Consider the following 21,239-nt stretch of genomic DNA (forward strand, 5'->3'; position numbering starts at 1 on the left):
GGTACCGGAGGGTGTGCCCGGGTGGTCAGTCGAGGAGGCCGTTGACCTTGTCGTTGGCCGACTTCAGGGCGGCCTCCGGCGTGGTCTGGCCGAGGATCGCCGACTGGATGGCGTCCTGGACGATGGGGCCGATCTCGGTGCCGCGTTCGGTGACGGGCAGCAGGAAGGTGCCGTCCTTCGCCGCGGCGGCGTCGGTGAAGACGCGCACGTCCTCACCCTTGGCCTGGTGCCCGGCGAGCGCCTTCTGGGTGGAGGTCTTCAGCGCGGGGAAGACGACGCCGTGCTCGGCGACGATGTCCTGGCAGTCGGCGGAGGCGAGGAACTTGACCCACTTCCACGCCTCCTCCTTGTGGTCGGTGCCGGCCCAGATGGCGTCCGACAGACCGTTGATGGAGCTCTTGCGGCCGGCCGGGCCGATGGGCAGCGGGGCGTAGGCGAACTTGCCCTTCAGCTCCGGATCGAGGTAGGTGGAGACGGTGAAGGAGCCCGCGAGGGTCATGGCGCCCTTGCCCGCCATGAGCAGCTCGGAGTTGTAGAGGCTCGACTTCTGGTCCAGGCGGGGCGCGTACCCCTTGTCGATCAGGCGCTTGAACCAGGCGATGGTCTCGACCAGCTTGGGGTCGTCGTACTGGTAGTGGGTGCCCCACGGGTTCTTGTCGAGGTAGGAGAAGCCGTTGGCGGCGGCGAGCGGGCCCCAGCCGTTCTGGCCCGTGTTGCCGTCCTTCCACTCGGGCAGGAACCCGTAGGTCTTCACATGGTTCTTGTCGAAGGCGGGGTCGAGGCCGTTGCGCCCCTCGGTGTCGATGGTGGCCTTGGCGATCGTCTGCTCCAGGGTGCCGCCGTCGGACGGGTTCCAGGTGAGGCCGGCGAGGTCGGCGGCGTCCACGCCCTGCTTCTTCAGCAGGTCGGTGTTGTAGACGATCGCGATGGTGTCCCAGTCCTTGGGCAGGCCGTACCGCCTGCCGTCCTTCACCCAGACGTCGGTCAGCCCGGACTGGTAGCCGGACAGGTCGACCTTGTCCCGCTCGACGTAGGGCTGGAGGTCCAGGAGCTGCTGTCCGTCGGCGTACGTCGGGTAGTAGGTGCTCTGGTCGGTCCAGACGTCCGGAGCCTCACCGGAGACGATCTCGGTGGTGAGGTTCTGCCAGTACTGGGTCCAGGCGGTCTGGGTGATCTTGATGGTGATGCCGGGGTTGGCCTTCTGGAAGACGTTCGCGCACTCCTGGTAGGCGGGCAGTTGCAGGTCGTCCCACAGCCAGTAGTCCAGGGTCGTCCTCCCCCCGGCGTCGGTGTCCGAGCCCGCGCAGGAGACGAGGGTGGCGGTGGCGGTCAGGCACAGCAGGGCCGCGCCGGCGCGGGAGAGTCGGGGGCTCATCGCAAGGGGCCTCTTTCGGGACGTGCGGGCGGTCACTTCACGCCGGTGAAGTTGAGGGACTCGACCAGCCGGCGGCCGAGCAGGGCCAGCAGCACCAGGACGGGCAGCACCGACAGGGCGGACCCGGCCATCAGCCCGGTCCAGTCGGGCTGGGCGTTCGGCGACTGCTGCTGGAAGATGCCGAGGGCGACGGTGAGCACCCGGGTCTGCTCCTCACGGCCGGACAGCAGCGGCCAGAGGTAGTCCTTCCAGGCCCACACCGTGGTGGTGAGGCCGATGGTGAGCAGCGGCCCACGGGTCATGGGCAGCACCACCCGCCAGAACAGACCCCAGGGGCCCACCCCGTCCAGGACGGCCGCCTCCTCCACCTCGCGGGGGATCGACAGGAAGAACTGCCGCAGGAAGAAGACCGCGAACGGGGTCATCAGCACACTCGGCGCGACCATGCCGGCGAAGGTGTTCAGCCAGCCCAGATCCTTCACCAGCACGAAGTTGGGCAGCACGGTGAAGATCGGCGGCACCATCAGCGCGGCGATCAGCACCCCGAACACCAGGTCCCGCCCGGGGAAGCGCAGCCGGGCGAAGGCGTACCCGGCCATCGCGCAGAACAGCGTCTGGAGCACGGCGATCAGCCCGCTGTAGACCACGGAGTTGAGCAGGTACCGCAGGAAGTCCACCTGTGCGCCCGAACCCCCGGCGGCCACCGCCTCCTCCTGGCTGGTCAGCCCCAGCACCCGCAGGAAGTTGATCATCGTGGGGTGGTCCGGGACGAGCCCCGTGGAGTCGGTGTACAGGTCGGCCGCCGGGGTCAGGGCGGTGCGGACCATCCAGTAGAACGGGAAGACGGTCAGGAACAGCGCGCCGACGAGCACCGCCCACGCGGCGATCCGGCCGGGCGAGACCTTCACACGGGCCGTCACGCGGGCCTTCGTACGGGCCTTCGTGCGGATACGGGTCATGATGTGCTCCTCAGGCCAGGTCCGAGCGGGAGGCACGCAGCAGGCGCATCTGTACGGCGGTCAGCACGCCGAGGATCAGCGCGAGTACCACGGCGACGGCGGAGGCGTAGCCCATGTGGAAGTAGGTGAAGGCCTGTTCGTAGATGTAGAAGTAGATGACGCGCGTGGCGCTGACCGGACCGCCCTGGGTGGTCACCGCGATCGTGTCGAAGATCTGGAACGAGCCGATCAGCGACACCACCAGCACGAGCGAGAGCACCGGCCGCAGCAGCGGCAGCGTGACCTTCGTGAACATCCGCCACTCGCCGGCGCCGTCCAGTGAGGCGCTCTCGTACAGGTACTGCGGGACCTGGAGCATCCCGGCGTACAGCAGCAGCGCCGTATAGCCCGTGTACGCCCAGGTGTTGGCGGCGGCGACGGACGGCATCGCCCAGTCCGGCGAGGTGAAGAAGCCGTTGGGGCCCATGCCGAAGGCGCCGAGGACGTGGTTGACCAGGCCGAGGTTGGCGTCCAGCATCCACATCCACAGCAGGCCGACGGTGACGTTCGGCACCAGCCAGGGCACCAGCAGCATCGCGCGCAGCGCCACCGACCGGGTCAGGCGGTGCATGAGCGTCGCCAGGAGCAGCGCCAGCACGGTCTGCGAGACGATGTTGAGGACCACGTAGGAGCCGGTGACCTCCAGCGCGTTCCAGAACTGTTCGTCACCGATCAGTTCGCGGTAGTTGTCCGCGCCGACGAAGTCAGGTGCGGCGAGCAGGCTGTAGTCGGTGAGTGAGTAGTAGACGCCGCGCAGGGTCGGATACGCGTAGAACAGCGCGAACCCCAGCAGCGCGGGGGCCAGGAACAGCCACGCCGCCTTCCGGTCGTCGCGGGGCCGGCGTGCCCCGCCCGGCGCCGGGGACCCGTCCGGGGGCGGGCCGACGCTCTTGTGCGGTGGCGCAACTGCGGTCTCCGCGCCCATGGTTCCCCTCCGAAGGGATTCGCGCCGCACCTCTTGCCAGTGGGGCACCGTGGACAACATATTGATGAGCAACAGCGAAACTTTGTCAATGCTGTCGCATAACTTCGCTTACCTCTAGAGCCTCGGAGGCCGTCACCATGCGCACCTTCGCACCACGACGCGGCAGAGAACTGCTGGCCGCGCTCTGTTCCTCCGCCCTGGCCCTGTCCCTGGCCGTGCTGCCGCTCACCGCCCAGGCCGCACCGGCCGCCGACACCGCAACCGCTTCGGCCGCCGCCGCCCAGGGCGTGCCCGAGCGCCCGGCACCTGGCCCGGACCCCGATCCCTCGCTCCCGGTCCACACCCTCACCCGCGCCGACGCGCCGCTGGACAACCCGCTCAAGGGCTTCGCCCGCTTCTACCAGCCCGGCGCCGACCAGAACACGGGCTACCCGCACGCGCTGACCTGGAGCTACTTCGGGCTCTCCGAGGTCATGAACAACGCCTCGGACTGCGGCAGTTACGACTGGAGCGTGCTGGACGAGGCGCTCGACGAGTCCGCCTCCTACGGCAACCAGCTGGCGCTGCGCTTCTACCTGGAGTATCCCGGCGACCCCGGCGGCACCCACCCCTCCAACGCCATCCCGCACTGCTTCGACGGCCACGTCGACTACCGCGCCGACGCCGTGAACGGCACCACCCGCCCCGACTACGACAACGCGTACCTGCTGGACGGGCTGAAGGACTTCATCGCCGCGTTCGGCGCCCGCTACGACGGCGACCCGCGCATCGGCTTCATCCACATGGGTCTGATCGGCCTCTGGGGTGAGTGGCACACCTACCCCTACGACACCGACACCGGCGACGGCCACCCGAACCACATGCCCACCGACGCCCACGGCGCCGAGATCATGCGGGCCTACACCAGCGCCTTCACCCACACCAAGGTCGAGGTGCGCTACCCGGACTCGGCGGGCGGCGCCGCCGCCGAGCTGCCGTCGGTCGGCTTCCACGACGACTCCTTCTGCTTCCGCGAGGGCAGCCCGCTCGCCGGTGTCACCCTGCCCACGTCGATGGGCGGAGCCTCGTACTCCCAGTTGCAGCGGGCCGTCGAACGCGGGGTGGAGAACCGCTGGACCACCGCCTCCATGGGCGGTGAGGTGCGCCCGGAGATCCAGCCCAGGGCCTTCACCTTCTGGCCCGCCGGCTCCGGCGACGTGGACGACATGCGGGCGTGCCTCGAACTGGAGCACACCACCTGGAAGATGAACGAGGGCAGCGCCGGCTACTCCTCCTCCGACCCGAACGTGGCGGCGGCGGTCCGGCTCATGGGCTACGACCTCACCGTCGACGACGCCTACTTCCACGACACCGCCGCCGGCAGCACCACCGTCGGGGTGCGCATCAGCAACAACGGGGTCGCCCCGTTCTACTACCCCTGGACCGTCAGCCTGGGCCTCAAGGACTCCGCCGGCAACGTCGTCAAGAGCTGGGACACGCCCTGGGACCTGCGCGAGGTCATGCCGAAGAAGATCCGGGCCTTCCCCGACTGGGGCGTGGGCTCCGACCCCACCTACCTCGACTACGGCTACGCCCGGTACTTCGACGCGGACATCGACCTGAGCGGTGTCACCGCCGGCGGCTACCGGCTCGTCATGAAGGCCAAGAACCCGCTGGAGGACATCAGCTCCGACGCCAAGAAGCTGCGGTTCGCCAACACCGGCCAGAACGCGGACGGCTGGCTCGACCTGGGCGCCATGACCGTCGGCTCCGGCGGCAGCGCCGACCCGGCCGGCTACGAGGCCGAGGCCGGCGGCAACACCCTCACCGGCACCGCCGTGGTCGCCGACTGCGCCGGCTGCTCCGGCGGCGCCAAGGTCGGCTACCTCGGCAACGGCGCGACCCTCACCTTCCCCCGGGTCGACGGTGGCGACGGCGGCACCCGGCAGGTCACGGTCCACTACGCCACCGCGGTCGCCCGCTCGGCCACCGTCCAGGTCGACGGTGGCACACCGCGCACCGTCGACTTCGCCCCCACCGCCGACTGGACGACCCCGGGCACGGTCACACTGAGTCTCGCCCTGGACAGCGGCACGGGCAACAGCATCACCTTCGCCAACGATTCCGGATGGGCACCCGACATCGACCGGATCACGGTGACCTGACCCCGCGCCGCGTCGTAATCCGCTACCGCGGTGGCGGCGAACGGCGCAGACTGGCCCCATGACCGACGACATGGGGCCCTTCCGGGAGGCGGTCGCCGTGTGGGCGGCCGGCGGGTCCGGCGACCCCGCGCGGGAGCTGGCCGCGCGGCTGCCCGTCCGGGCGGCCGTCCTGCTGGAAGGTCCGAGCGACGTCGCCGCGGTCCGCGCGCTGGCCGAGCGGCGCCGGCGGAACCTGGCCGCCGAAGGAGTCTGCGTCCTGTCGATGGGCGGCGCGATGAACATCGGCCGCTTCGCCCGCCTCCTCGGACCGCCCGGCCTGGGCCTGCGCCTCGCGGGCCTGTGCGACGAGCGGGAACACCCCTATTACGCCCGCGGTCTGGAACGGGCCGGTGCGGCTCAGCAGGGCTTCTTCGTCTGCGCGGCGGACCTGGAGGACGAGCTGATCCGCGCGCTCGGCGTGACCCGGGTGGCCGAACTCGTCCGGGCGGGGGGCGACCAGCGCGCCCTGGACTCCTTCCTGCGCCAGCCCGCCCAGCGGGGCCGCACCCCGCGACAGCAACTGCGCCGCTTCCTCGGCACGAAGAAGGGCCGCAAGATCCACTACGGTCGCGTCCTGGTCGAGGCATGCGACGCCGACCGCGTACCCGCCCCGCTCGACGGCCTGCTCGCCTGTCTCTGACCGGCGGACGACCGTACGTCAGCGCGCCGCCGCCCGCCCGGCGGCAGCGGGCCCCGGGCCGTCGGCGGAAGGGTCCTGCCCGTGCCGGGCCGCGACGCGGCCGACGGCCTTCCGCACCGGCCGGGACTGCAACTGCCGGATGATCCAGGCGTTGACGCGGATACCGCGCTCCGTGACCGGCGCCGCCTGCCGCACCCGGCCCGGGAACAGCCGCTGCGCGGCGCGGGTACGGGGCCGCATCGACCGTTCGAACGCCGCGAGGGCGTCGGACAGCCGGTCCGGGTGCTCGCTCACCGCCGCCGAGCCGAGGGCGTCGGCCAGTTCGGCGGCGCCGCGCAGGGCGAGGGCCGTACCGAGCCCGCTCAGCGGGCTGGCGCACCAGGCGCTGTCGCCGAGCAGGACGACCCGGCCGTCGTACCACCTCGGCACCTGGATCTGGTCGAAGGTGTCGAGGGCGAAGTCGGGCGCGACGCGTGCGGCGGCGAGGAACTCCGCCGTACGCCAGCCCGCGTCCGCGAAGACCTCGTCGAGCAGGGCGAACCGGGCGGCCCGGTCGTGCCGCGGCGGCAGCTCGACGGCGGCGAAGGTCAACCCCACCTCCTGCGTGCCCGGATGACCGGGCCGCGCCTCCACGGACCGTCGGCCGGGCGCGTTGTGGGTCAGGAACCAGCCGTCGAGACCGGGCGTGGCCGGTGTCTCGGTGAGGGTGAACCAGGCGTGCGCGAGGCCGAGCGGGCGACGGAAGGACGCCTCGGGGCCGAAGCGCAGCCGCCTGACCCGTGAGTGCGCGCCGTCCGCGCCGACGACGAGGTCGAACTCCTCGGGCGGTGCGCCGCGGAAGTGCGCGAGCACCCCGTCCGGGGTGTCCGTGAGCTCCTCGACGGTCTCGCCGAAGCGGTGCGTGACGGTGGGGCCGGCCGCGTCGTGCAGCGCCCGGGCGAGGTCCTCGCGCAGGAGTTCCTCCTTCGACACGTACCCGTTCCCGTCGAACGCCTCGACCGGCATGGTGGCCAGGGGACGGCCGGTGCGGTCGATCCACGCGGCGCCGCGCTGCGGGACGAGCCGGCCGAGCACCTCGTCCAGCAGGCCGAGCCGCTCCAGGACGTCACGGCTGTCCCCGCGCAGGTCGACGGTCTGCCCGCCGGTGCGCAGGTCCGGCGCGATCTCCACCACCGTGACCTCCCAGCCGGCCCTGCCCAGCAGAAGCGCGAGGGTGTCACCGGCGATACCGGCCCCGACCACCAGAACACGTGCCATGTCCGTTCCTTCCCCACCACTGACCCACTGACTGACGCACTGACGCGAAAGTCTCGCGTTAGACGCTACACCCGTCCGGCTGCCTAACGCGACTTGCTCGCGATAGGCTGGTGTCATGACACAGGCAGTGGGAGTGACCCGTCCCGGAGGCAGATCGGCCAGGACGCGCGCGGCGGTGCACGCCGCCGTGCGGTCGCTGCTGGACGAGTCGGCGGACGGCACGGTGACGGTCGCGGAGGTCGCCCAGCGGTCCGGCGTGCACACCGCCACGATCTACCGGCGCTGGCGCGGACCCGAGGGCCTGGTCCTGGACACCCTGTTCGAGGAGCTGAGCCGCCGCTCGCCCCTGCCGGTCACCGGGGACCTGCGCGGCGACCTGCTCACGTACACGCGCCGGATGCTGGCGGACCTTCAGGCTCCCGCCAACCGGGTCTTCGTCAGGGCGATCGCCGCCGCGGCCCGCACCGACGGCCTCACCGGCCTGGCCGACTTCGCCGAGCCCCGCGTACGCCAGGTCGAGGCGGTCCTCGCCGCGAGCGGCACCACCGAGATCGGCTTCCTCGACATCGGAGAACTGATCCTGGCCCCGGCCTATGCGCACGCCCTGCTGGGCGAGCCGCTCACTCCGGACGCGGACGCCGAACGCCTGGTGGAGAACGTTCTCGCCGTACTGGCCCACCGCCGGTCGCGCGCCTCGTCCGCGCCGGACTGATCGCGTCCGGCTAAAGGCCGTCCTGGTGTCGTAGGGCCCGGCTACCGTTTCCGGGCCACTCCGGCGTAGATCGCGCTGGTGCACCCCTCTTCCCGGCCGGGCATCGGTTCGCCCAGCTCCGGGTGCCACTCCTCGGCGAGCACCACGCCCGGCTCGACGAGTTCCAGCCCCTCGCAGAAGCGGGTGAACGCGGCGCGGCTGCGCGGCGCCAGGGTGAACCCGCCGGCCTTGTACCTGCTGTCGGCCCCCCGGGCGACCTCCGCCGAGTGGAAGTCGGTGGTGACGTGCGAGAGGGTGATGTGACTTCCCGGCGCCAGGACCTCCTTCAGCCGGTCCACCACCGTGTGGGCCCCGTCCTCGTCGCCGAGGAAGTGCAGCAGCGCGATCATCGACAGGGCCACCGGCCGGCCGAAGTCCAGCGTCTCCCCGGCCCGCGGGAGGATCAGCTCCGTGCCGCGGGCGTCGGCCTGCACGTAGTCGAGCGCCCTCTCGGCGCTGCCGCGCAACAGCGCCTCCGCGTGTGCCACCTGGTGCAGTTGGGCTCGGTCGGTATCCCCGTGCCGATGTCGAGGAACTGCCTGACCCCCTGCGCCGCCGCCCAGCGGGTGGCCCGCTGCGTGAAGGCCCGGTTGACCCGTGTGATCAAGGGGATGTTCGGCTCCAGGGCCATCAGCTGCCGGCCCATCGCCTCGTCGACCGGGTAGTTGTCCTTGCCGCCCAGGAACCAGTCGTACATGCGCGCGGGGTGCGGTCTGCCGTTGTCGATCCGTGAGGTCTTCGGCGAGTCGTCCAGTGCGGACATCGTGAACTCCTGGGACACGCGACGCGGAGGGTCCTCAACAAGGCGTAGCCCTGGGAGAGTTGGCGTTTGGGCGTGGGGAATCGGTGCGCGTGTTCCGGTCACGGCCGCGCGCCGCCGCCGGCCCGGCTCGTGGTGAACCGGGAGGGCGGCGTGCCGAAGGTGCGCGTGAACGCTGCCGTGAACGCGGCGGGGGAGGAGTAGCCGAGGCGGCCGGTGACCTCGCTGACCGACGCCGCGCGCAGCAGCGGAACGGCGGCGAGCAACCGGGCGCGGGACCGCCACACGGCGGGGCTGACGCCGGTCTCCGAGCGGAAGCGCCGGGTGAAGGCTCGCTCGCTCATGGCCACCCGCGCCGCCCACGCGGCGTTGCCGATCCCCGTGTCCGGGGCGTCCAGGTACGTACGGCACAGCGCGGCCAGGTCCGGGGAGACGGGGACCGGGACGTGGAACGGGAGCGGAGTGAGGGCGGCGATCTCGTGCAGGAGGAGCGCGGCGATGGTCCCCGCCCGCCCCGCCATGCCGTAGTCGGGCTCGAACTCGGCACTGGCCAGCAGCAGTTCGCGCAGCAGGGGCGGTACGTCCACGACCGTGCAGGCCATCGGCCACCAGGGGACGGCGCCCGCTTCGACGTACAGGCTCCGGGTGCTCACGCCCAGCATGCGCACGCGGTGCCGGGTGGCGGGCGGGATCAGGACCGCGCGGTCGGGCGGCACCGTCCAGGTGCCCTCGGCGGTGTCGACGACCATGACGCCGGTGGCGCCGTGCAGGAACTGCGCCCGCCGGTGCCCGTGCCAGTCCAGCAGGTGGCCGGGCGGGTAGTCGGTGGCGATCGGCAGGACGGCCCGGTCGATGTGGTCGACGTCGGCCAGGGGGACGTTTCTCACCCCCGCCACGGTACAGGCCGAGACGCGAAGGAAACGCGCCGACCTTCGCATGCGGGACGGCCGGGAGACCTGGTGAGGTAGGTCCCATGAGTCTTGTGGCGTTGGCCGGAATCGGAGTCCTCACCGGGCTGACCACGGTGTTGTTCGGGTTCGGCGGCGGGTTCGTCGCGGTGCCGGTCGTGGTGTGGGCCGACGCCGCGCTGGGCGCGGACGCGATGCGGGTGGCGACGGCCACCTCCGCCCTGGTGATGGTGGTGAACGCCGGGTTCGCGACGGCCGTCACCCCGCGGCGGGTGCTCGCGGCCCTGCGCGGCAGCGGCGTCCTGCTGCTCCTGCTCGCCGCCGGTGGCGCGGCCGGCGCGCTCGCCGGCCGGGTCGCCCCGCCCGGCCCGGCCCGGTGGGCGTTCGTCGGCTACGTCGCCCTGACCGTCGTGGACCTGCTGCTGCGCCCCGGTTTCCTGCGCCCGCGCGCGGAGCACGGGGACACGTCCGGCGGACCGCGTCCGCTGCCGCCCCTGCTCGGCGCCCCGGTCGGAGCGGTCGCCGCCCTCCTCGGCGTGGGCGGCAGCGTGCTGACCGTCCCCGCGATGCGCCGGGCCGGGCACCCCATGCGGGTGGCGACCGCGCTGGCCAATCCGCTCACCTTCGCCATCGCGCTCCCGGCGACCGCGGTGTCCCTGTCCGGTACCGCGCTCACGGCGGTCCCGGACACGCACCATCGCCTGGTCGGCCTGGTCGCCCCCGTGGCCGCCGCGGCGCTGCTGCTCGGCGCGCTGCCGGTGATCGTCGTCCTGCGGCGGCGCCCGCCACGGATCCCGGACCGGGTCCACTCCTGGGCGTACATCGGCCTGCTCGCCCTGGTGGCGGTCGCGATGCTGCCGCTGGGCTGAGGGCCGGCCCCACGCCGCCCGCACCCCTCCGACAGTGCCTTTCGGGCCGGTGGCGCGGTCCCGCGTCCGCCGCGCCGCCGAAAACCGAGAACCCGGCCTGCCCGCCCAGGGCATCACCGGGTTCTTCTTCAGCCGGCCGCGCCGGCCGTGCCCGCCGCTGCGGCAGGAGGAGGGGTCAGCCGCGGGCGAGGAGCTCCAGCGTGTCGATCACACGGTTGGAGAAGCCCCACTCGTTGTCGTACCAGGCGACCACCTTGATGTGCCGGCCGTCGACCCGGGTGAGCGCCGAGTCGAAGATCGACGAGGCCGGGTTGCCGGTGATGTCGGAGGAGACCAGCGCCTCCTCCGAGTACTCCAGGACACCGGCGAGCGGGCCCTCGGCGGCGGTGCGGTACGCCGCCAGCACCTCGTCGCGGGTCACGTCGCGGGCGACGGTCGTGTTGAGTTCGACGATCGAGCCCACCGGCACCGGCACCCGGATCGAGTCGCCGGACAGCTTGCCGTCCAGGCCCGGCAGGACCAGGCCGATCGCCTTCGCGGCGCCCGTGGTGGTCGGCACGATGTTGACGGCGGCGGCGCGGGCCCGGCGGGCGTCGCGGTGCGGGCCGTCCTGGAGGTTCTGCTCCTGGGTGTAGGCGTGCACCGTCGTCATGAACCCGTGCTCGATGCCGGCCAGGTCGTCCAGGACCTTGGCCAGCGGCGCCAGCGCGTTGGTCGTGCAGGAGGCGTTGGAGACGATCGTGTGCAGTTCCGCGTCGTAGGCGTCGGTGTTGACGCCGTAGGCCAGGGTGACGTCGGCGCCGTCCGACGGGGCGCTGACGAGCACCTTCCGCGCGCCCGCGTCGAGGTGGGCGCGGGCGGCCTTGGCGGAGGTGAAGCGGCCGGTCGCCTCCAGGACGATGTCGACGCCGAGTTCGGCCCAGGGCAGCCGGGCCGGCTCCCGCTCGGCGAGCACCTTGATCCGCCGGCCGTCGACCACCAGGGTGTCCCCGTCGACGGTCACCGGCCGGCCGAGGCGGCCGGCCGTCGAGTCGTAGGCGAGCAGGCGGGCCAGACCGGCGGGCTCCGTGAGGTCGTTGACGGCGACGACCTCCAGCGAGCTGTCGCGCTCCAGCAGCGCGCGCAGCACATTGCGTCCGATGCGGCCGAATCCGTTGATGGCGATGCGGGTCATGAAGGGTGTCCCTTTCCGTCGGTTCGCCACCAGGTTCGCGCGGGACGCCGGTTGTCGACAGCGGCGCGGGAGCCAGGGTTCGAAAGTATCGCGCCACCCCTCGCGCCACCCCCGCGCCACCCGCGTCCGACCGGGTCACTCGCCCCTGGTGAAGGTGCGCCGGTACTCGCTGGGCGTGGTGCCCAGGACCCGCTGGAAGTGCAGCCGCAGATTGGTGCCGGTGCCCAGTCCGACGTCGGCCGCGATCTGCTCGACGCTGCGCTGGGAGCGCTCCAGCAGCTCACGGGCCAGGTCGAGGCGGGCCCGCATCACCCACTGCATCGGCGTGTACCCGGTGTCCTCGGCGAAGCGCCGGGAGAACGTGCGCGGCGACACCGCCGCGTGCCGGGCGAGTGTCTCCAGGGTGAGGGGCTCGCCGAGCCGGTGCAGCGCCCACTCCCGGGTGGCGGCGAACCGCTCGCCGAGCGGCTCGGGCACACTGCGCGGCACGTACTGCGCCTGCCCGCCGCTGCGGTAGGGGGCCGCCACCAGCCGCCGGGCCGCGTGGTTGGACGCGGCGACCCCGAGGTCGCCGCGGAGTATGTGCAGGCACAGGTCGATCCCGGAGGCGGCGCCCGCCGACGTCAGCACGCTGCCCTCGTCGACGAAGAGGACGTTCTCGTCGACCCGGACCCGCGGGTATCTGGCCGCCAGCGCCCGCGCGTAGTGCCAGTGGGTGGTGGCACGCCTGCCGTCCAGCAGCTCGGTGGCGGCGAGGGCGAAGGCGCCCGTGGAGATGGCGGCGAGCCGCGCGCCCCGCTCGTGCGCCGCGACCAGCGCCTCGACGACCGCCTCCGGCGGGTCCTCCCGGTCCGGGAACCGGTACCCGGGGACGAAGACGGTCTCCGCCCAGGCGAGCGCGTCGAGGCCGTCGGCGACGTGGTACGACAGTCCCTCGCCGCCGGAGACGAGACCGGGCCGCGCACCGCACACCCGTACCTCGTACGGCATGCTCGCGCGGGTCGCGAACACCTGGGCGGGGATGCCGACGTCGAGCGGCTTCGCGCCCTCCAGGACCAGGACGGCCACGCGGCGCAGACGGGAAGCTGACACGGGAACAGATTATGCGGACCCGAGCAGCGGCGGGACGGCCGGCACCTCCGACGCCGAGGCGATGTCCTCGGCGGTCAGCCGGAACCGCTCGGGGTAGGCGTCGCGGCTGGTACGGCGGGCGGGTTCGGTGGTGCGCCACATGTACAGGCAGCGGGCGCACTGGAGCACCTGCCAGACACCGGGCACGGGGGAGTGGGCGACGGTACGCACGGTCCGGTCGGCGCAGCGGGGGCAGAGGTCGGACATCAGAGGGTGTTCCTTTCCAGGGAGTCGCTCAGCGGGTGGCGAGCAGGGTGCGCAGCCGCGCGGTCCACTCGGCGGTCTCGGGCAGGTCCTTGACGGGCGTGCTGAAGTTGCCGCGTACGTCGGGGGCGACCGGGGTCGTCGCGTCGATGATCATCTTGCTGGTGACACCGGCCGGCTGGGAGGCGGGGGCCAGCTCCACCACCGACAGGTTCGGCAGGACGAGGACGTCCTCCTTCGGGTTCACCTTGGCCGACTGGGCCCACATCACCTGCGGCAGGTCGAACGGGTCGACGTCCTCGTCGACGAGGATGACCTGGGAGACGTAACCGAGGCCGTGCGGTGTGGTCATGGCGCGCATGCCGACCGCCTTGGCGAAACCGCCGTACCGCTTGGCCGTGGAGATGATCACCAGCAGTCCGTGGGTGTACATGGCGTTGACCGCGCGCACCTCCGGGAACTCGGCGCGCAACTGCTTCAGCAGCGGCACGCTGGTGTTGGGGCCGACGAGGTAGTCGCACTCGGTCCAGGGCATGCCCAGGTAGAGGGACTCGAAGACGGGCCGGGTGCGGTACGAGATCCGCTCGATCCGGATGACGGGCATGCGCCGGCCGCCCGAGTAGTGCCCGGTGAACTCGCCGAAGGGGCCCTCGATCTGCCGTACCCGGGACTCGACGACGCCCTCGATCACGACCTCGGAGCCCCAGGGGACGTCCAGGCCGGTGTGCGGGGCGGTGGCGATGGGCATCGGCGCGCCGCGCAGGGCGCCGGCCATCTCGTACTCGGACTGGTCGTAGCGCAGCGGCATGCCGGCGACGATCGGGATCACCGGGTCGTTGCCGAGGGTGATCGCGACCGGGAGGTCCTCGCCGCGCTCCTCGGCGGTGCGCAGGTGCTGGGCGATGTCGTGCACGGGCACCGGCTGGAGCGCGAGCCGGTCGCGGCCGATGACCTCCATGCGGTACGTGCCCAGGTTCTGCTTGCCGAAGTGGTCCGGGTCGGCGGGGTCCCGGGAGACCACGGCGGCCTTGTCGAGGTAGAAGCCGCCGTCGCCGTCGTTGAGGCGGAACAGCGGCAGTACGTCGAACAGGTCGACGTCGTCACCGGTGACGGTGTTCTCCATCCAGGGCGCGTCCGCGCGCCGCTCCGGGGCGATCGGGAACGCGTCCCAGCGGCGGGCGAACTCCTCGACCTGCTCGCGCGGGGAGGTCTCCTTCGGCAGGCCGAGGGCGAGGGCGTGGTTGCGCCAGGAGCCGTGCACGTTCATGGCGATCCGGGCGTCGGTGAAGCCCTTGACCCGGTCGAACCACAGGGCCGGCGCCCCCTCGCCGATACGGCCCGCGGCGTTGGCCGCCGCCGCGATGTCGGGTTCCGGCAGGACCTCGTCCGTGATCCGCAGCAGCTGTCCCTCCTTCTCCAGCGTGTCGAGGAACGAGCGCAGGTCGTCGTAGGGCATGGGGGTTCTCTCCTCGTGTGGGGCGGTGGGGTCAGGAAGCGCCGCGGGCTGCGCGCAGGCCGGTCCAGCGGCGGGCGCCGGCGGCGGGCAGGTCCAGCTGGTCCAGGACGCGGGAGACGATGTGCTCCACGACGTCGTCGACCGTCTCCGGGTGGTTGTAGAAGGCGGGCACGGGCGGGACGACGCGGACCCCCATGCGGGCCAGCGCCAGCATGTTCTCCAGGTGGATCTCGCTGAGCGGCGTCTCGCGGGGGACCAGCACCAGCGGCCGGCGCTCCTTCAGCGTCACGTCCGCCGCCCGGCCCACCAGGCCGTCCGCGTAACCGGCGCGGATGCCGGCCAGTGTCTTCATCGAGCACGGGATCACGACCATGCCGTCCGTCCGGAACGAACCGGAGGAGATGGTGGCGCCCTGGTCCTCGGGCGGGTGTGCCACGTCGGCCAGCGCGGCCACCTCCCGCATGGTGCGGCCGGTCTCCAGCTCGACGGTGGCCCGCGCCCAGCGGCTGGCGACGAAGTGGGTCTCCACGTCCGGCAGTTCGGCGAGGCGCTCCAGCAGCCGCACCCCGAAGGGCGCGCCGGTGGCCCCCGTCATCGCCACGATCACCCGCACGGCACACCTGTTCCTTTTCGGTCAGCTCCCGGTCCGTTCTCCGTCCACGCTAGGAGCCACTGCTGGCGTGGGCCGGTATGCTGAGGACAACTGATGGGGAAAAACGGACAGGTGCGCGGTATGGCTTCCACGATCACCGACGTGGCGTACCGGCCCGCGCTGAGCGCGCCGATCGGCATGGACGTCGTCGACTTCGCGGAGCTGCGGGCCCGCGGCCGGCGCCGCGGCATCGACCTGTCCAGCCCGCAGCGCCCGGACTTCCACCACCTCATCCACGTCCACCCGGACTCCGCGCCGCTGCCGCACACCGTGGACTTCACCCGGTACGTCGTCCCGGCCGGCGGCTGGCTGTGGGTGCGGCCCGGCCAGGTCCACCAGTACGGCGCCGGACCCGAGGGGCCCTGGGCCGTGGCGACCGGGGACATCGTGATCTGGCGCCCCGGTTTCGTCCCGGACGATCCCCCGGACGCGGCGGGCCCCGTCGTCCCGGCGGGCCCGCACGCCCGGTCGGTGGACCACGCCCGCCGGCACCTGGTCGCCGAGTACGCGGACCTGGGCACGATGCCCCTGGAGGCGCACAACAAGGCGCTGCGGATGCTGCTGACGGTCCTGCTGCTGCGGCTGGCCCACGCCGCACCGCCGGAGACCACCGGCGCCGAGGCGGCCGGGGACGGGCCCTTCCCCCGCTTCCGGGCCGCCGTGGAGCGGGACTTCACCCGCACCCACCGCGTCGCCGACTACGCCGCCGCCCTCGGCTACAGCGTGCGCACCCTCACCCGCGCCGTCCACGCCGCCACCGGGACGACGGCCAAGGCGTACCTCGACGCCCGCATCGTGCTGGAGGCCAAACGCCTGCTGGTGCACACCGACCGGACCGCCGCCGACGTCGCCCGCCACCTCGGCTTCGCCGACCCCAGCGACTTCGGCGCGTTCTTCCGTAGGCACGACGGGCGCACCCCGCTGGAGTTCCGGGCGGCGGCCCGGGGGACGGCCTGACCCCGCACGGGTCAGCGCGGCGCCAAGGCCGCCCAGGCGTCGTCGTCCAGCGCGAGGAACTCCTCCGTCCGCGCGCGCGACGGCATCACCGGTACGTCGTCCCGGGTGCGCAGGGCCGCCGCGGCGGCGAGATGGCCCAGCCGCAGCCGGGAGCGCTCGTCGCGGCCGTCCAGGACACCGGAGAGGTAACCGGCCGCGAACGCGTCGCCCGCGCCGACCGGTTCGACCACCTTGACCGGCAGCGACGGCACGAACGTCCGGACACCCCCGGCGTACGAGGTGGCCCCGTGCTCCGCGTCCTTGACCACCACGGCCGGCGCCGGTCCGAGCAGCGCGGCCACGTCCTGCGCGCGGGGCGTGGCCCACAGCCCCTCGGCCTCGTCCCGGCCGACGAACACCAGGTCGGCGGCGCGGGCGAGGGCCAGCAACCGGGGCGCCGCCTCGTCCCGGCCGCCGCGCCACAGGGCGGGACGGTGGTTGACGTCGAAGGAGACGACCGGGCCCGTACCGGTGACCCGGTCCACGAGCAGCGCGTCGAGCAGGCCGGCGCAGCCGTCCGAGAGCGCCGCGGTGATGCCCGTCAGGTGCGTCAGCCGGGCCCGGCGCAGCAGCGGCAGCCGGGCCAGCTCCGGGCCCATGCCGGCGGCGGCCGACTCCCGGCGGTAGTAGTGCGCACGGGTGCCGTCCGGCCCCGGGTCCTTGAAGTAGACGCCGGTCGGCCGGTCCGGGTCGGTCTGGACCGCGCCCACCTCAACGCCGCGCGCGGTGAGTTCGGCCAGGACACGGCGCCCGAACGGGTCGTCGCCCAGCCGGCTGAGCCAGGCGGCCCGGTGGCCGAGCCCGGCCAGCGCGCAGGCGACGTTGGACTCGGCGCCGCCGATGCCCAGCCTGAGCTGCGCCTGCTCGGCGAGCGGCCGGTCGTCCGGCGGGCCGAGGACGGCCATCGTCTCGCCGACACACACGGCGTCGGCGGCGGGCGGCGGGGTGGGCAGAGCCACGGGAACCTCCTGGGGATCGGTGTCGCGCGGGCTCACGCGCCGGACAGACGCAGCATGACCTTGCTGCTGCCGCTGCCCGGGTCCGCGGCGGCCGACAGCGCCTCCTCGGCCCGCGCCAGCGGGAACCGGTGGGTGATCAGCGGGCGCACGTCCACGCCGTCCCGCAGGGCGAGCAGCGCGTCGTCGATCTCCTCGACGAAACGGTACGAGCCCGTCCAGGTGATCTCGCGGGTCACCAGGTCACCGAGGACGGCGCTGACGGCCGTACCGGGCAGGTTGCCGACCTGGACCAGGGTGCCGCCCCGGGCGGTGGCCCGCAGCACCGCGCCGAGCGCCGCCGGAGCGCCGGACGCCTCGAAGACGACCTCCACGTCCTCGGGCAGCACCTCGCCGCGGGAGAGGTCACGGGTCTCGGCGGCGCCCATCGCACGGGCTACGGCGAGGGCGTCCGCCGACAGGTCGGCGGCGATCACGGTGTCCGCGCCGCGGTACCGGGCGGCGGCCACCACCAGGGAGCCGATCGGCCCGGCGCCGTTCACCAGGACCGTCCGGCCGCGCAGATCCGGTACCCGGCCGACCGCGTGCAGGGCCACCGCCAGCGGTTCGGCCAGCGCGCCCTGTTCGGTGCCCACGCCGTCCGGCAGCGGCCTGACCTGGCCGGCGTCGACCACCCGGTACTCGCTGAACCCGCCGTCGGTGTGCGGGGTGAACGCCGCCGAACCGAAGTAGCGGACGTGCGGGTAGAGGTTGGTGCGGCCGGCGATCCGGTCCGGCAGGACGCCGTCGCCGACCAGCCGGGCCGGGTGCACGGTCACCGGCAGCCCCTCGGCCAGGCCGGTGACGCCCGGGCCGAGCGCGGCGATCCGGCCCGCGACCTCGTGCCCGAGCACCAGCGGATGGGCGAGCGCGGCCGTGCCGGACGCGCCCTTCTTCCAGTACGCGATGTCGGAGCCGCAGATCCCGCCCCACTCCAGGGCCAGCAGCACCTGACCGGCGCCCGGCACCGGGCGGGGCCGCGCGTCGACCCGCACGTCACCGGGGCCGTGCACCACGACCGCCCGCATGGTGCGCCCCTCGGTGGCGGCGCGTTCTTCGGTCACGGCGGTCATACGGCATCCTCCAGGCGGACCAGGTCGCGTCCGCGGGTCTCGGGCGCGAGGTACGCGCTGACGAAGGTGATGAGCGAGTAGACGACGAGCATCGCGGCGATGGGCCACCAACTGCCGGTGACGGCCGTGAGGGTGGCGGCGAGGACGGGGCCGATCGCGGTGGCGAGGATGCCGCCGATCTCCTTGGCGAGGGCCAGCTGCGTGAACCGGGTGCGGGCGCCGAAGAGTTCGGCCATCGTCACGCTCTCCAGCGAGAACAGCCCCAGCACACCGACGTTGAGGCCGAGCACCATGCCGATCATCACCCCGGGCGTCGAGCCGGACGTGATCAGCAGCATCACCGGGAAGGCGATGACGGCGGTCAGCAGCGTCAGCGCCAGGTAGACCACCCGGCGTCCGAGCCGGTCGCCGAGCAGCCCGACCAGCGGCACGGTGGCGAAGCCGAGCAGCGAGCCGTACACGATCGCGTCGGTGGGCACGGACCGGCCGACGGCGAGGTTGGTGGCGATGTAACCGACCAGGAACGTCTGGATCACCCCGGAGTTGCCCGCCTGGCCGAAGCGCAGCCCGAGGGCGAGGAAGAACGCCTTGCCCTTGCGCTGCCGGATGCCGGCCGCGAGCACGTTCTCCGTGCCCTCGCCGGTGCCCGCGATCGCGGCCTCCACCTCGTCGCGGGCCAGCGCCACACCGTCCACCACGTCGGGGCGTTCCTCGAAGACGGGGCTCTCCTTCAGGCCCCGGCGCAGCCAGACCGCGAAGATCATCAGGCCGAAGCTGAGCAGGAACGGCAGCCGCCAGCCCCAGGACAGCAACTGGTCCTCGCTGAGCACGGCGAGCAGCACGGCCCACAGCCCGGAGGCGGCGAGCGTCCCGGAGTTGGTGCCGAGCGACACCAGCGAGGAGATCAGACCGCGCCGCTTGGCCGGGGCGTACTCGGCGAGCAGCACCGTCGCGCCGGCGATCTCGGCGCCCGCGCCGAACCCCTGGACGAGCCGCAGCACGACCAGCAGGACCGGCGCCATGATGCCGATCGTGGCGTAGGTGGGCAGCACGCCGATCAGGGTGGTGGAGGCGCCCATCAGCAGGATGGTCAGGTACAGGACCTTCTTGCGGCCGATCCGGTCGCCCATCCGCCCGAAGTAGACGGCGCCGGCGAGCCGGGCCACGTAGCCCACGCCGTAGGTGGCCATCGCGGCGATGAGGCCGATGGCGGGGCTGACGTCCGGGAAGAAGAGCTTGTTGAAGACGATCGCGGCGGCCAGCGAGTACAGCTGGAAGTCCATGAACTCCATGGCCGTGCCCAGCCAGCCGGAGACGGCGGCTCTGGCCAGGTCGCCCGTGGTGCGCTCCGCGGGGCGGGTCTGCTCCGCGGTGACGGCACTGTCCTTCATCGTGAACTCCGTTGTTCGAGGGGACGGGAGCGGTGAAACGGGAGGAGGGGGCGTCAGATCTCGACGCGGCCCGCGCGCAGTGCCGGCAGCCGGTCCGCGACGGCCGTGACGAGGGCGGTGTCGTCGGCCAGGTCGGCCGCGCCGACGGCCCGCAGCAGCGCGGCCACCGTCCCGGCGGGCCGGCCCCCGGCCTTCCAGCAGGCGGCGAGCGCCTCGGCCGCGGGGTCGGACCGGCCGGGCGCGCCGGGCCGGGTGCCGTACGCCCAGGCGCCGACGGCGAGGGCGAGGACCGGGGTGTCCGCGCCGGCCGCGCGCAGCTCGCGCAGGGCGGGCAGCCAGCGTTCGGTGATCTTCAGCGAGGCGTCGGAGCCGATCTGCTCCAGCCGGTGGCGCATCGCCGGGTTGCGGAACCGCACGACGAGGTCGTCGGCGTACGCGCCCGCGTCGGGGCCGCCCTCCGGCAGGGTCGGGGCGACCTCCGCGCACAGGGCCCGGACGAGCCGCTCGCCCCAGTCCGTCGCCATCGCGTCGGCGACGGTCTCGCGGCCGGTGGCCAGGCCCAGGTGGGCCAGGGCCGAGTGGGAGCCGTTCAGCAGCCGCAACTTGGTGAGCTGGTACGGGCCAGCGTCCGGCACGAACAGCGCGCCGTCCCGCTCCCAGGGAGGCCGGGGCGCGGCGAAGGAGTCCTCCAGCACCCACTGGCGGTAGGGCTCGCCGGCCACCGTCAGGGCGTCGTCGAGGCCGAGCGCGGCGCGGGCGGCGGCCCGGTCGGCCTCGCCCGTCGCGGGCACGATCCGGTCGACGACCGTCGAGGGGAAGGCCACCGCCCGGGCCATCCGGTCCAGCACCAGGTCGCGGTCCGGCCAGGCGGAGGCCCGTACGAAGTCGGCCACGACCCGGCCCAGCACGGCGCCGTTGTCCGCCATGTTGTCGCAGGACACGACGGTGACCGGGGGCGCGCCGGCCCGCATCCGGGCGGCCAGTCCGGCGGCGAGGCGGCCCACCACCGTGGTCAGCGGGCCGTCCGGGCCCGCCGCGAGGTCGGCGGCGACCGGCGCCGCGGCCGTGTCGAGCCCGCCCGTCACGGCCGACCGGTGGTACCCCTTCTCGGTCACCGTCAGGGTCACCACCGTCACCTGGGGATCGGCGAGCAGGGCGTCCACGGCTCCGGCGTCCGGGCCCATCGCCAGGGCGCCGATGACCGAACCCACCACCCGGCAGGCGTCGCCGGCGGGACGGCGCTCGACGAGCGAGTAGAGACAGTCCTGCTCGCGCAGGGCGCGCACCGTGCCGGCCGAGCGGGGGGCCACGGCGGTGATGCCCCACGGCTCACCGGACAGCGCGGCGGCGTTCTCGGTGTACAGCGCCTGGTGCGCCCGGTGGAAGGCGCCGAGCCCGAAGTGCACCACGCGCGGGCGCAGCCCGGCCGGGTCCACGGCGGGCCGGAGCCCCGGCGCCAGCCGGGACAGCGCCGTACGGTCCAGACGAGGAGGTGTCACCG

General features: G+C 73.2%; 19 protein-coding genes and 1 pseudogene. 5 read left to right on the forward strand and 15 right to left on the reverse strand.

What is annotated here, in order from left to right; all coding sequences use genetic code 11:
• Window positions 1-25: 25 nt before the first annotated feature.
• The 3 genes from J7I94_RS08880 to J7I94_RS08890 are packed head-to-tail and all read right to left on the reverse strand — an operon-like array spanning window position 26 to window position 3,298.
• On the reverse strand, window positions 26-1,375 hold the full coding sequence (locus tag J7I94_RS08880; protein WP_215166403.1) for a sugar ABC transporter substrate-binding protein: 1,350 nt from the start codon (window positions 1,373-1,375) through the stop codon (window positions 26-28).
• A gap of 32 nt (window positions 1,376-1,407) precedes the next feature.
• Window positions 1,408-2,334 carry a carbohydrate ABC transporter permease gene (locus J7I94_RS08885; RefSeq protein WP_215166404.1) on the reverse strand — a complete coding sequence of 309 codons (927 nt, stop codon included), beginning with the start codon at window positions 2,332-2,334 and terminating at the stop codon, window positions 1,408-1,410.
• A gap of 10 nt (window positions 2,335-2,344) precedes the next feature.
• Window positions 2,345-3,298: a carbohydrate ABC transporter permease gene (locus tag J7I94_RS08890; RefSeq protein WP_215166405.1), complete on the reverse strand. Its 954-nt coding sequence runs from the start codon at window positions 3,296-3,298 to the stop codon at window positions 2,345-2,347.
• Window positions 3,299-3,435: 137 nt separating this feature from the next.
• On the opposite strand from J7I94_RS08890, the gene J7I94_RS38970 reads away from it, so the two are divergent.
• Both J7I94_RS38970 and J7I94_RS08900 read left to right on the forward strand, forming a co-directional pair.
• Window positions 3,436-5,442 (forward strand): DUF4832 domain-containing protein, encoded by a 2,007-nt coding sequence (locus tag J7I94_RS38970; protein ID WP_215166406.1) that lies wholly within the window; start codon window positions 3,436-3,438, stop codon window positions 5,440-5,442.
• Between the two features lie 58 nt (window positions 5,443-5,500).
• Window positions 5,501-6,121 (forward strand): TOPRIM nucleotidyl transferase/hydrolase domain-containing protein, encoded by a 621-nt coding sequence (locus J7I94_RS08900; RefSeq protein ID WP_215166407.1) that lies wholly within the window; start codon window positions 5,501-5,503, stop codon window positions 6,119-6,121.
• A gap of 18 nt (window positions 6,122-6,139) precedes the next feature.
• Here J7I94_RS08900 and J7I94_RS08905 read toward each other — a convergent pair whose 3' ends face one another.
• Window positions 6,140-7,378, reverse strand: a complete 1,239-nt coding sequence (locus J7I94_RS08905; RefSeq protein WP_215166408.1) for an FAD-dependent monooxygenase — start codon at window positions 7,376-7,378, stop codon at window positions 6,140-6,142.
• A 115-nt stretch (window positions 7,379-7,493) separates the two neighbouring features.
• Here J7I94_RS08905 and J7I94_RS08910 point away from each other — a divergent pair, with 115 nt between their 5' ends.
• Window positions 7,494-8,090, forward strand: coding sequence for a TetR-like C-terminal domain-containing protein (locus J7I94_RS08910; protein ID WP_215166409.1), 597 nt, complete (start codon window positions 7,494-7,496; stop codon window positions 8,088-8,090).
• A 41-nt stretch (window positions 8,091-8,131) separates the two neighbouring features.
• Here J7I94_RS08910 and J7I94_RS08915 read toward each other — a convergent pair.
• Window positions 8,132-8,892: pseudogene (locus J7I94_RS08915) on the reverse strand (SAM-dependent methyltransferase).
• 98 nt (window positions 8,893-8,990) lie between these two features.
• Window positions 8,991-9,776, reverse strand: coding sequence for a helix-turn-helix domain-containing protein (locus tag J7I94_RS08920; RefSeq protein WP_215166410.1), 786 nt, complete (start codon window positions 9,774-9,776; stop codon window positions 8,991-8,993).
• 86 nt (window positions 9,777-9,862) lie between these two features.
• On the opposite strand from J7I94_RS08920, the gene J7I94_RS08925 reads away from it, so the two are divergent.
• The gene (locus tag J7I94_RS08925) at window positions 9,863-10,666 is read left to right on the forward strand and encodes a sulfite exporter TauE/SafE family protein (RefSeq protein ID WP_215166411.1); all 804 of its coding nucleotides are present in this window, start codon (window positions 9,863-9,865) and stop codon (window positions 10,664-10,666) included.
• Window positions 10,667-10,841: 175 nt separating this feature from the next.
• Here J7I94_RS08925 and gap read toward each other — a convergent pair whose 3' ends face one another.
• The 5 genes from gap to J7I94_RS08950 form a co-directional block, all read right to left on the reverse strand.
• Window positions 10,842-11,840, reverse strand: coding sequence for a type I glyceraldehyde-3-phosphate dehydrogenase (gene gap, locus J7I94_RS08930; RefSeq protein WP_215166412.1), 999 nt, complete (start codon window positions 11,838-11,840; stop codon window positions 10,842-10,844).
• 135 nt (window positions 11,841-11,975) lie between these two features.
• Window positions 11,976-12,932 carry a GlxA family transcriptional regulator gene (locus tag J7I94_RS08935; protein WP_215166413.1) on the reverse strand — a complete coding sequence of 319 codons (957 nt, stop codon included), beginning with the start codon at window positions 12,930-12,932 and terminating at the stop codon, window positions 11,976-11,978.
• 9 nt (window positions 12,933-12,941) lie between these two features.
• A complete protein-coding gene (locus J7I94_RS08940; RefSeq protein WP_215166414.1) occupies window positions 12,942-13,178 on the reverse strand; it encodes a non-oxidative hydroxyarylic acid decarboxylases subunit D in 237 nt (78 codons plus the stop codon).
• Window positions 13,179-13,206: 28 nt separating this feature from the next.
• Window positions 13,207-14,631, reverse strand: a complete 1,425-nt coding sequence (locus J7I94_RS08945) for a non-oxidative hydroxyarylic acid decarboxylases subunit C (RefSeq protein WP_215166415.1) — start codon at window positions 14,629-14,631, stop codon at window positions 13,207-13,209.
• Window positions 14,632-14,662: 31 nt separating this feature from the next.
• On the reverse strand, window positions 14,663-15,244 hold the full coding sequence (locus J7I94_RS08950) for a non-oxidative hydroxyarylic acid decarboxylases subunit B (protein ID WP_215166416.1): 582 nt from the start codon (window positions 15,242-15,244) through the stop codon (window positions 14,663-14,665).
• Window positions 15,245-15,364: 120 nt separating this feature from the next.
• Here J7I94_RS08950 and J7I94_RS08955 point away from each other — a divergent pair, with 120 nt between their 5' ends.
• Window positions 15,365-16,240: an AraC family transcriptional regulator gene (locus J7I94_RS08955; RefSeq protein WP_251074839.1), complete on the forward strand. Its 876-nt coding sequence runs from the start codon at window positions 15,365-15,367 to the stop codon at window positions 16,238-16,240.
• A gap of 11 nt (window positions 16,241-16,251) precedes the next feature.
• Here the strand turns inward: J7I94_RS08955 and J7I94_RS08960 are convergent, their stop codons facing one another.
• From J7I94_RS08960 to J7I94_RS08975, 4 genes are read right to left on the reverse strand one after another with little or no spacing between them, the layout of a single operon-like run.
• Complete coding sequence (locus J7I94_RS08960; RefSeq protein ID WP_308114518.1) at window positions 16,252-17,238, reverse strand: sugar kinase; 987 nt, start codon at window positions 17,236-17,238, stop codon at window positions 16,252-16,254.
• Between the two features lie 32 nt (window positions 17,239-17,270).
• Window positions 17,271-18,347, reverse strand: coding sequence for an L-idonate 5-dehydrogenase (locus J7I94_RS08965; protein ID WP_251074840.1), 1,077 nt, complete (start codon window positions 18,345-18,347; stop codon window positions 17,271-17,273).
• A complete protein-coding gene (locus J7I94_RS08970) occupies window positions 18,344-19,738 on the reverse strand; it encodes an MFS transporter (protein ID WP_215166418.1) in 1,395 nt (464 codons plus the stop codon). Before J7I94_RS08970 ends, J7I94_RS08965 begins: the two co-directional genes overlap by 4 nt.
• A gap of 53 nt (window positions 19,739-19,791) precedes the next feature.
• Entirely contained in the window at window positions 19,792-21,237 is a 1,446-nt protein-coding gene (locus J7I94_RS08975; RefSeq protein ID WP_308114519.1) for a mannitol dehydrogenase family protein, read from the reverse strand.
• Between the last annotated feature and the right edge of the window lie 2 nt (window positions 21,238-21,239).

The sequence above is a fragment of the Streptomyces sp. ISL-12 genome, assembly GCF_018614415.1.
Classification (GTDB): Bacteria; Actinomycetota; Actinomycetes; order Streptomycetales; family Streptomycetaceae; genus Streptomyces.

Coding starts and splice junctions, on each gene's coding strand:
- J7I94_RS08880 (WP_215166403.1), bottom strand. CDS start 1,375: ATGAGCCCCCGACTCTCCCGCGCCGGCGCGGCCCTGCTGTGCCTGACC.
- J7I94_RS08885 (WP_215166404.1), bottom strand. CDS start 2,334: ATGACCCGTATCCGCACGAAGGCCCGTACGAAGGCCCGCGTGACGGCC.
- J7I94_RS08890 (WP_215166405.1), bottom strand. CDS start 3,298: ATGGGCGCGGAGACCGCAGTTGCGCCACCGCACAAGAGCGTCGGCCCG.
- J7I94_RS38970 (WP_215166406.1), top strand. CDS start 3,436: ATGCGCACCTTCGCACCACGACGCGGCAGAGAACTGCTGGCCGCGCTC.
- J7I94_RS08900 (WP_215166407.1), top strand. CDS start 5,501: ATGACCGACGACATGGGGCCCTTCCGGGAGGCGGTCGCCGTGTGGGCG.
- J7I94_RS08905 (WP_215166408.1), bottom strand. CDS start 7,378: ATGGCACGTGTTCTGGTGGTCGGGGCCGGTATCGCCGGTGACACCCTC.
- J7I94_RS08910 (WP_215166409.1), top strand. CDS start 7,494: ATGACACAGGCAGTGGGAGTGACCCGTCCCGGAGGCAGATCGGCCAGG.
- J7I94_RS08925 (WP_215166411.1), top strand. CDS start 9,863: ATGAGTCTTGTGGCGTTGGCCGGAATCGGAGTCCTCACCGGGCTGACC.
- gap (WP_215166412.1), bottom strand. CDS start 11,840: ATGACCCGCATCGCCATCAACGGATTCGGCCGCATCGGACGCAATGTG.
- J7I94_RS08940 (WP_215166414.1), bottom strand. CDS start 13,178: ATGTCCGACCTCTGCCCCCGCTGCGCCGACCGGACCGTGCGTACCGTC.
- J7I94_RS08945 (WP_215166415.1), bottom strand. CDS start 14,631: ATGCCCTACGACGACCTGCGCTCGTTCCTCGACACGCTGGAGAAGGAG.
- J7I94_RS08955 (WP_251074839.1), top strand. CDS start 15,365: ATGGCTTCCACGATCACCGACGTGGCGTACCGGCCCGCGCTGAGCGCG.
- J7I94_RS08965 (WP_251074840.1), bottom strand. CDS start 18,347: ATGACCGCCGTGACCGAAGAACGCGCCGCCACCGAGGGGCGCACCATG.
- J7I94_RS08970 (WP_215166418.1), bottom strand. CDS start 19,738: ATGAAGGACAGTGCCGTCACCGCGGAGCAGACCCGCCCCGCGGAGCGC.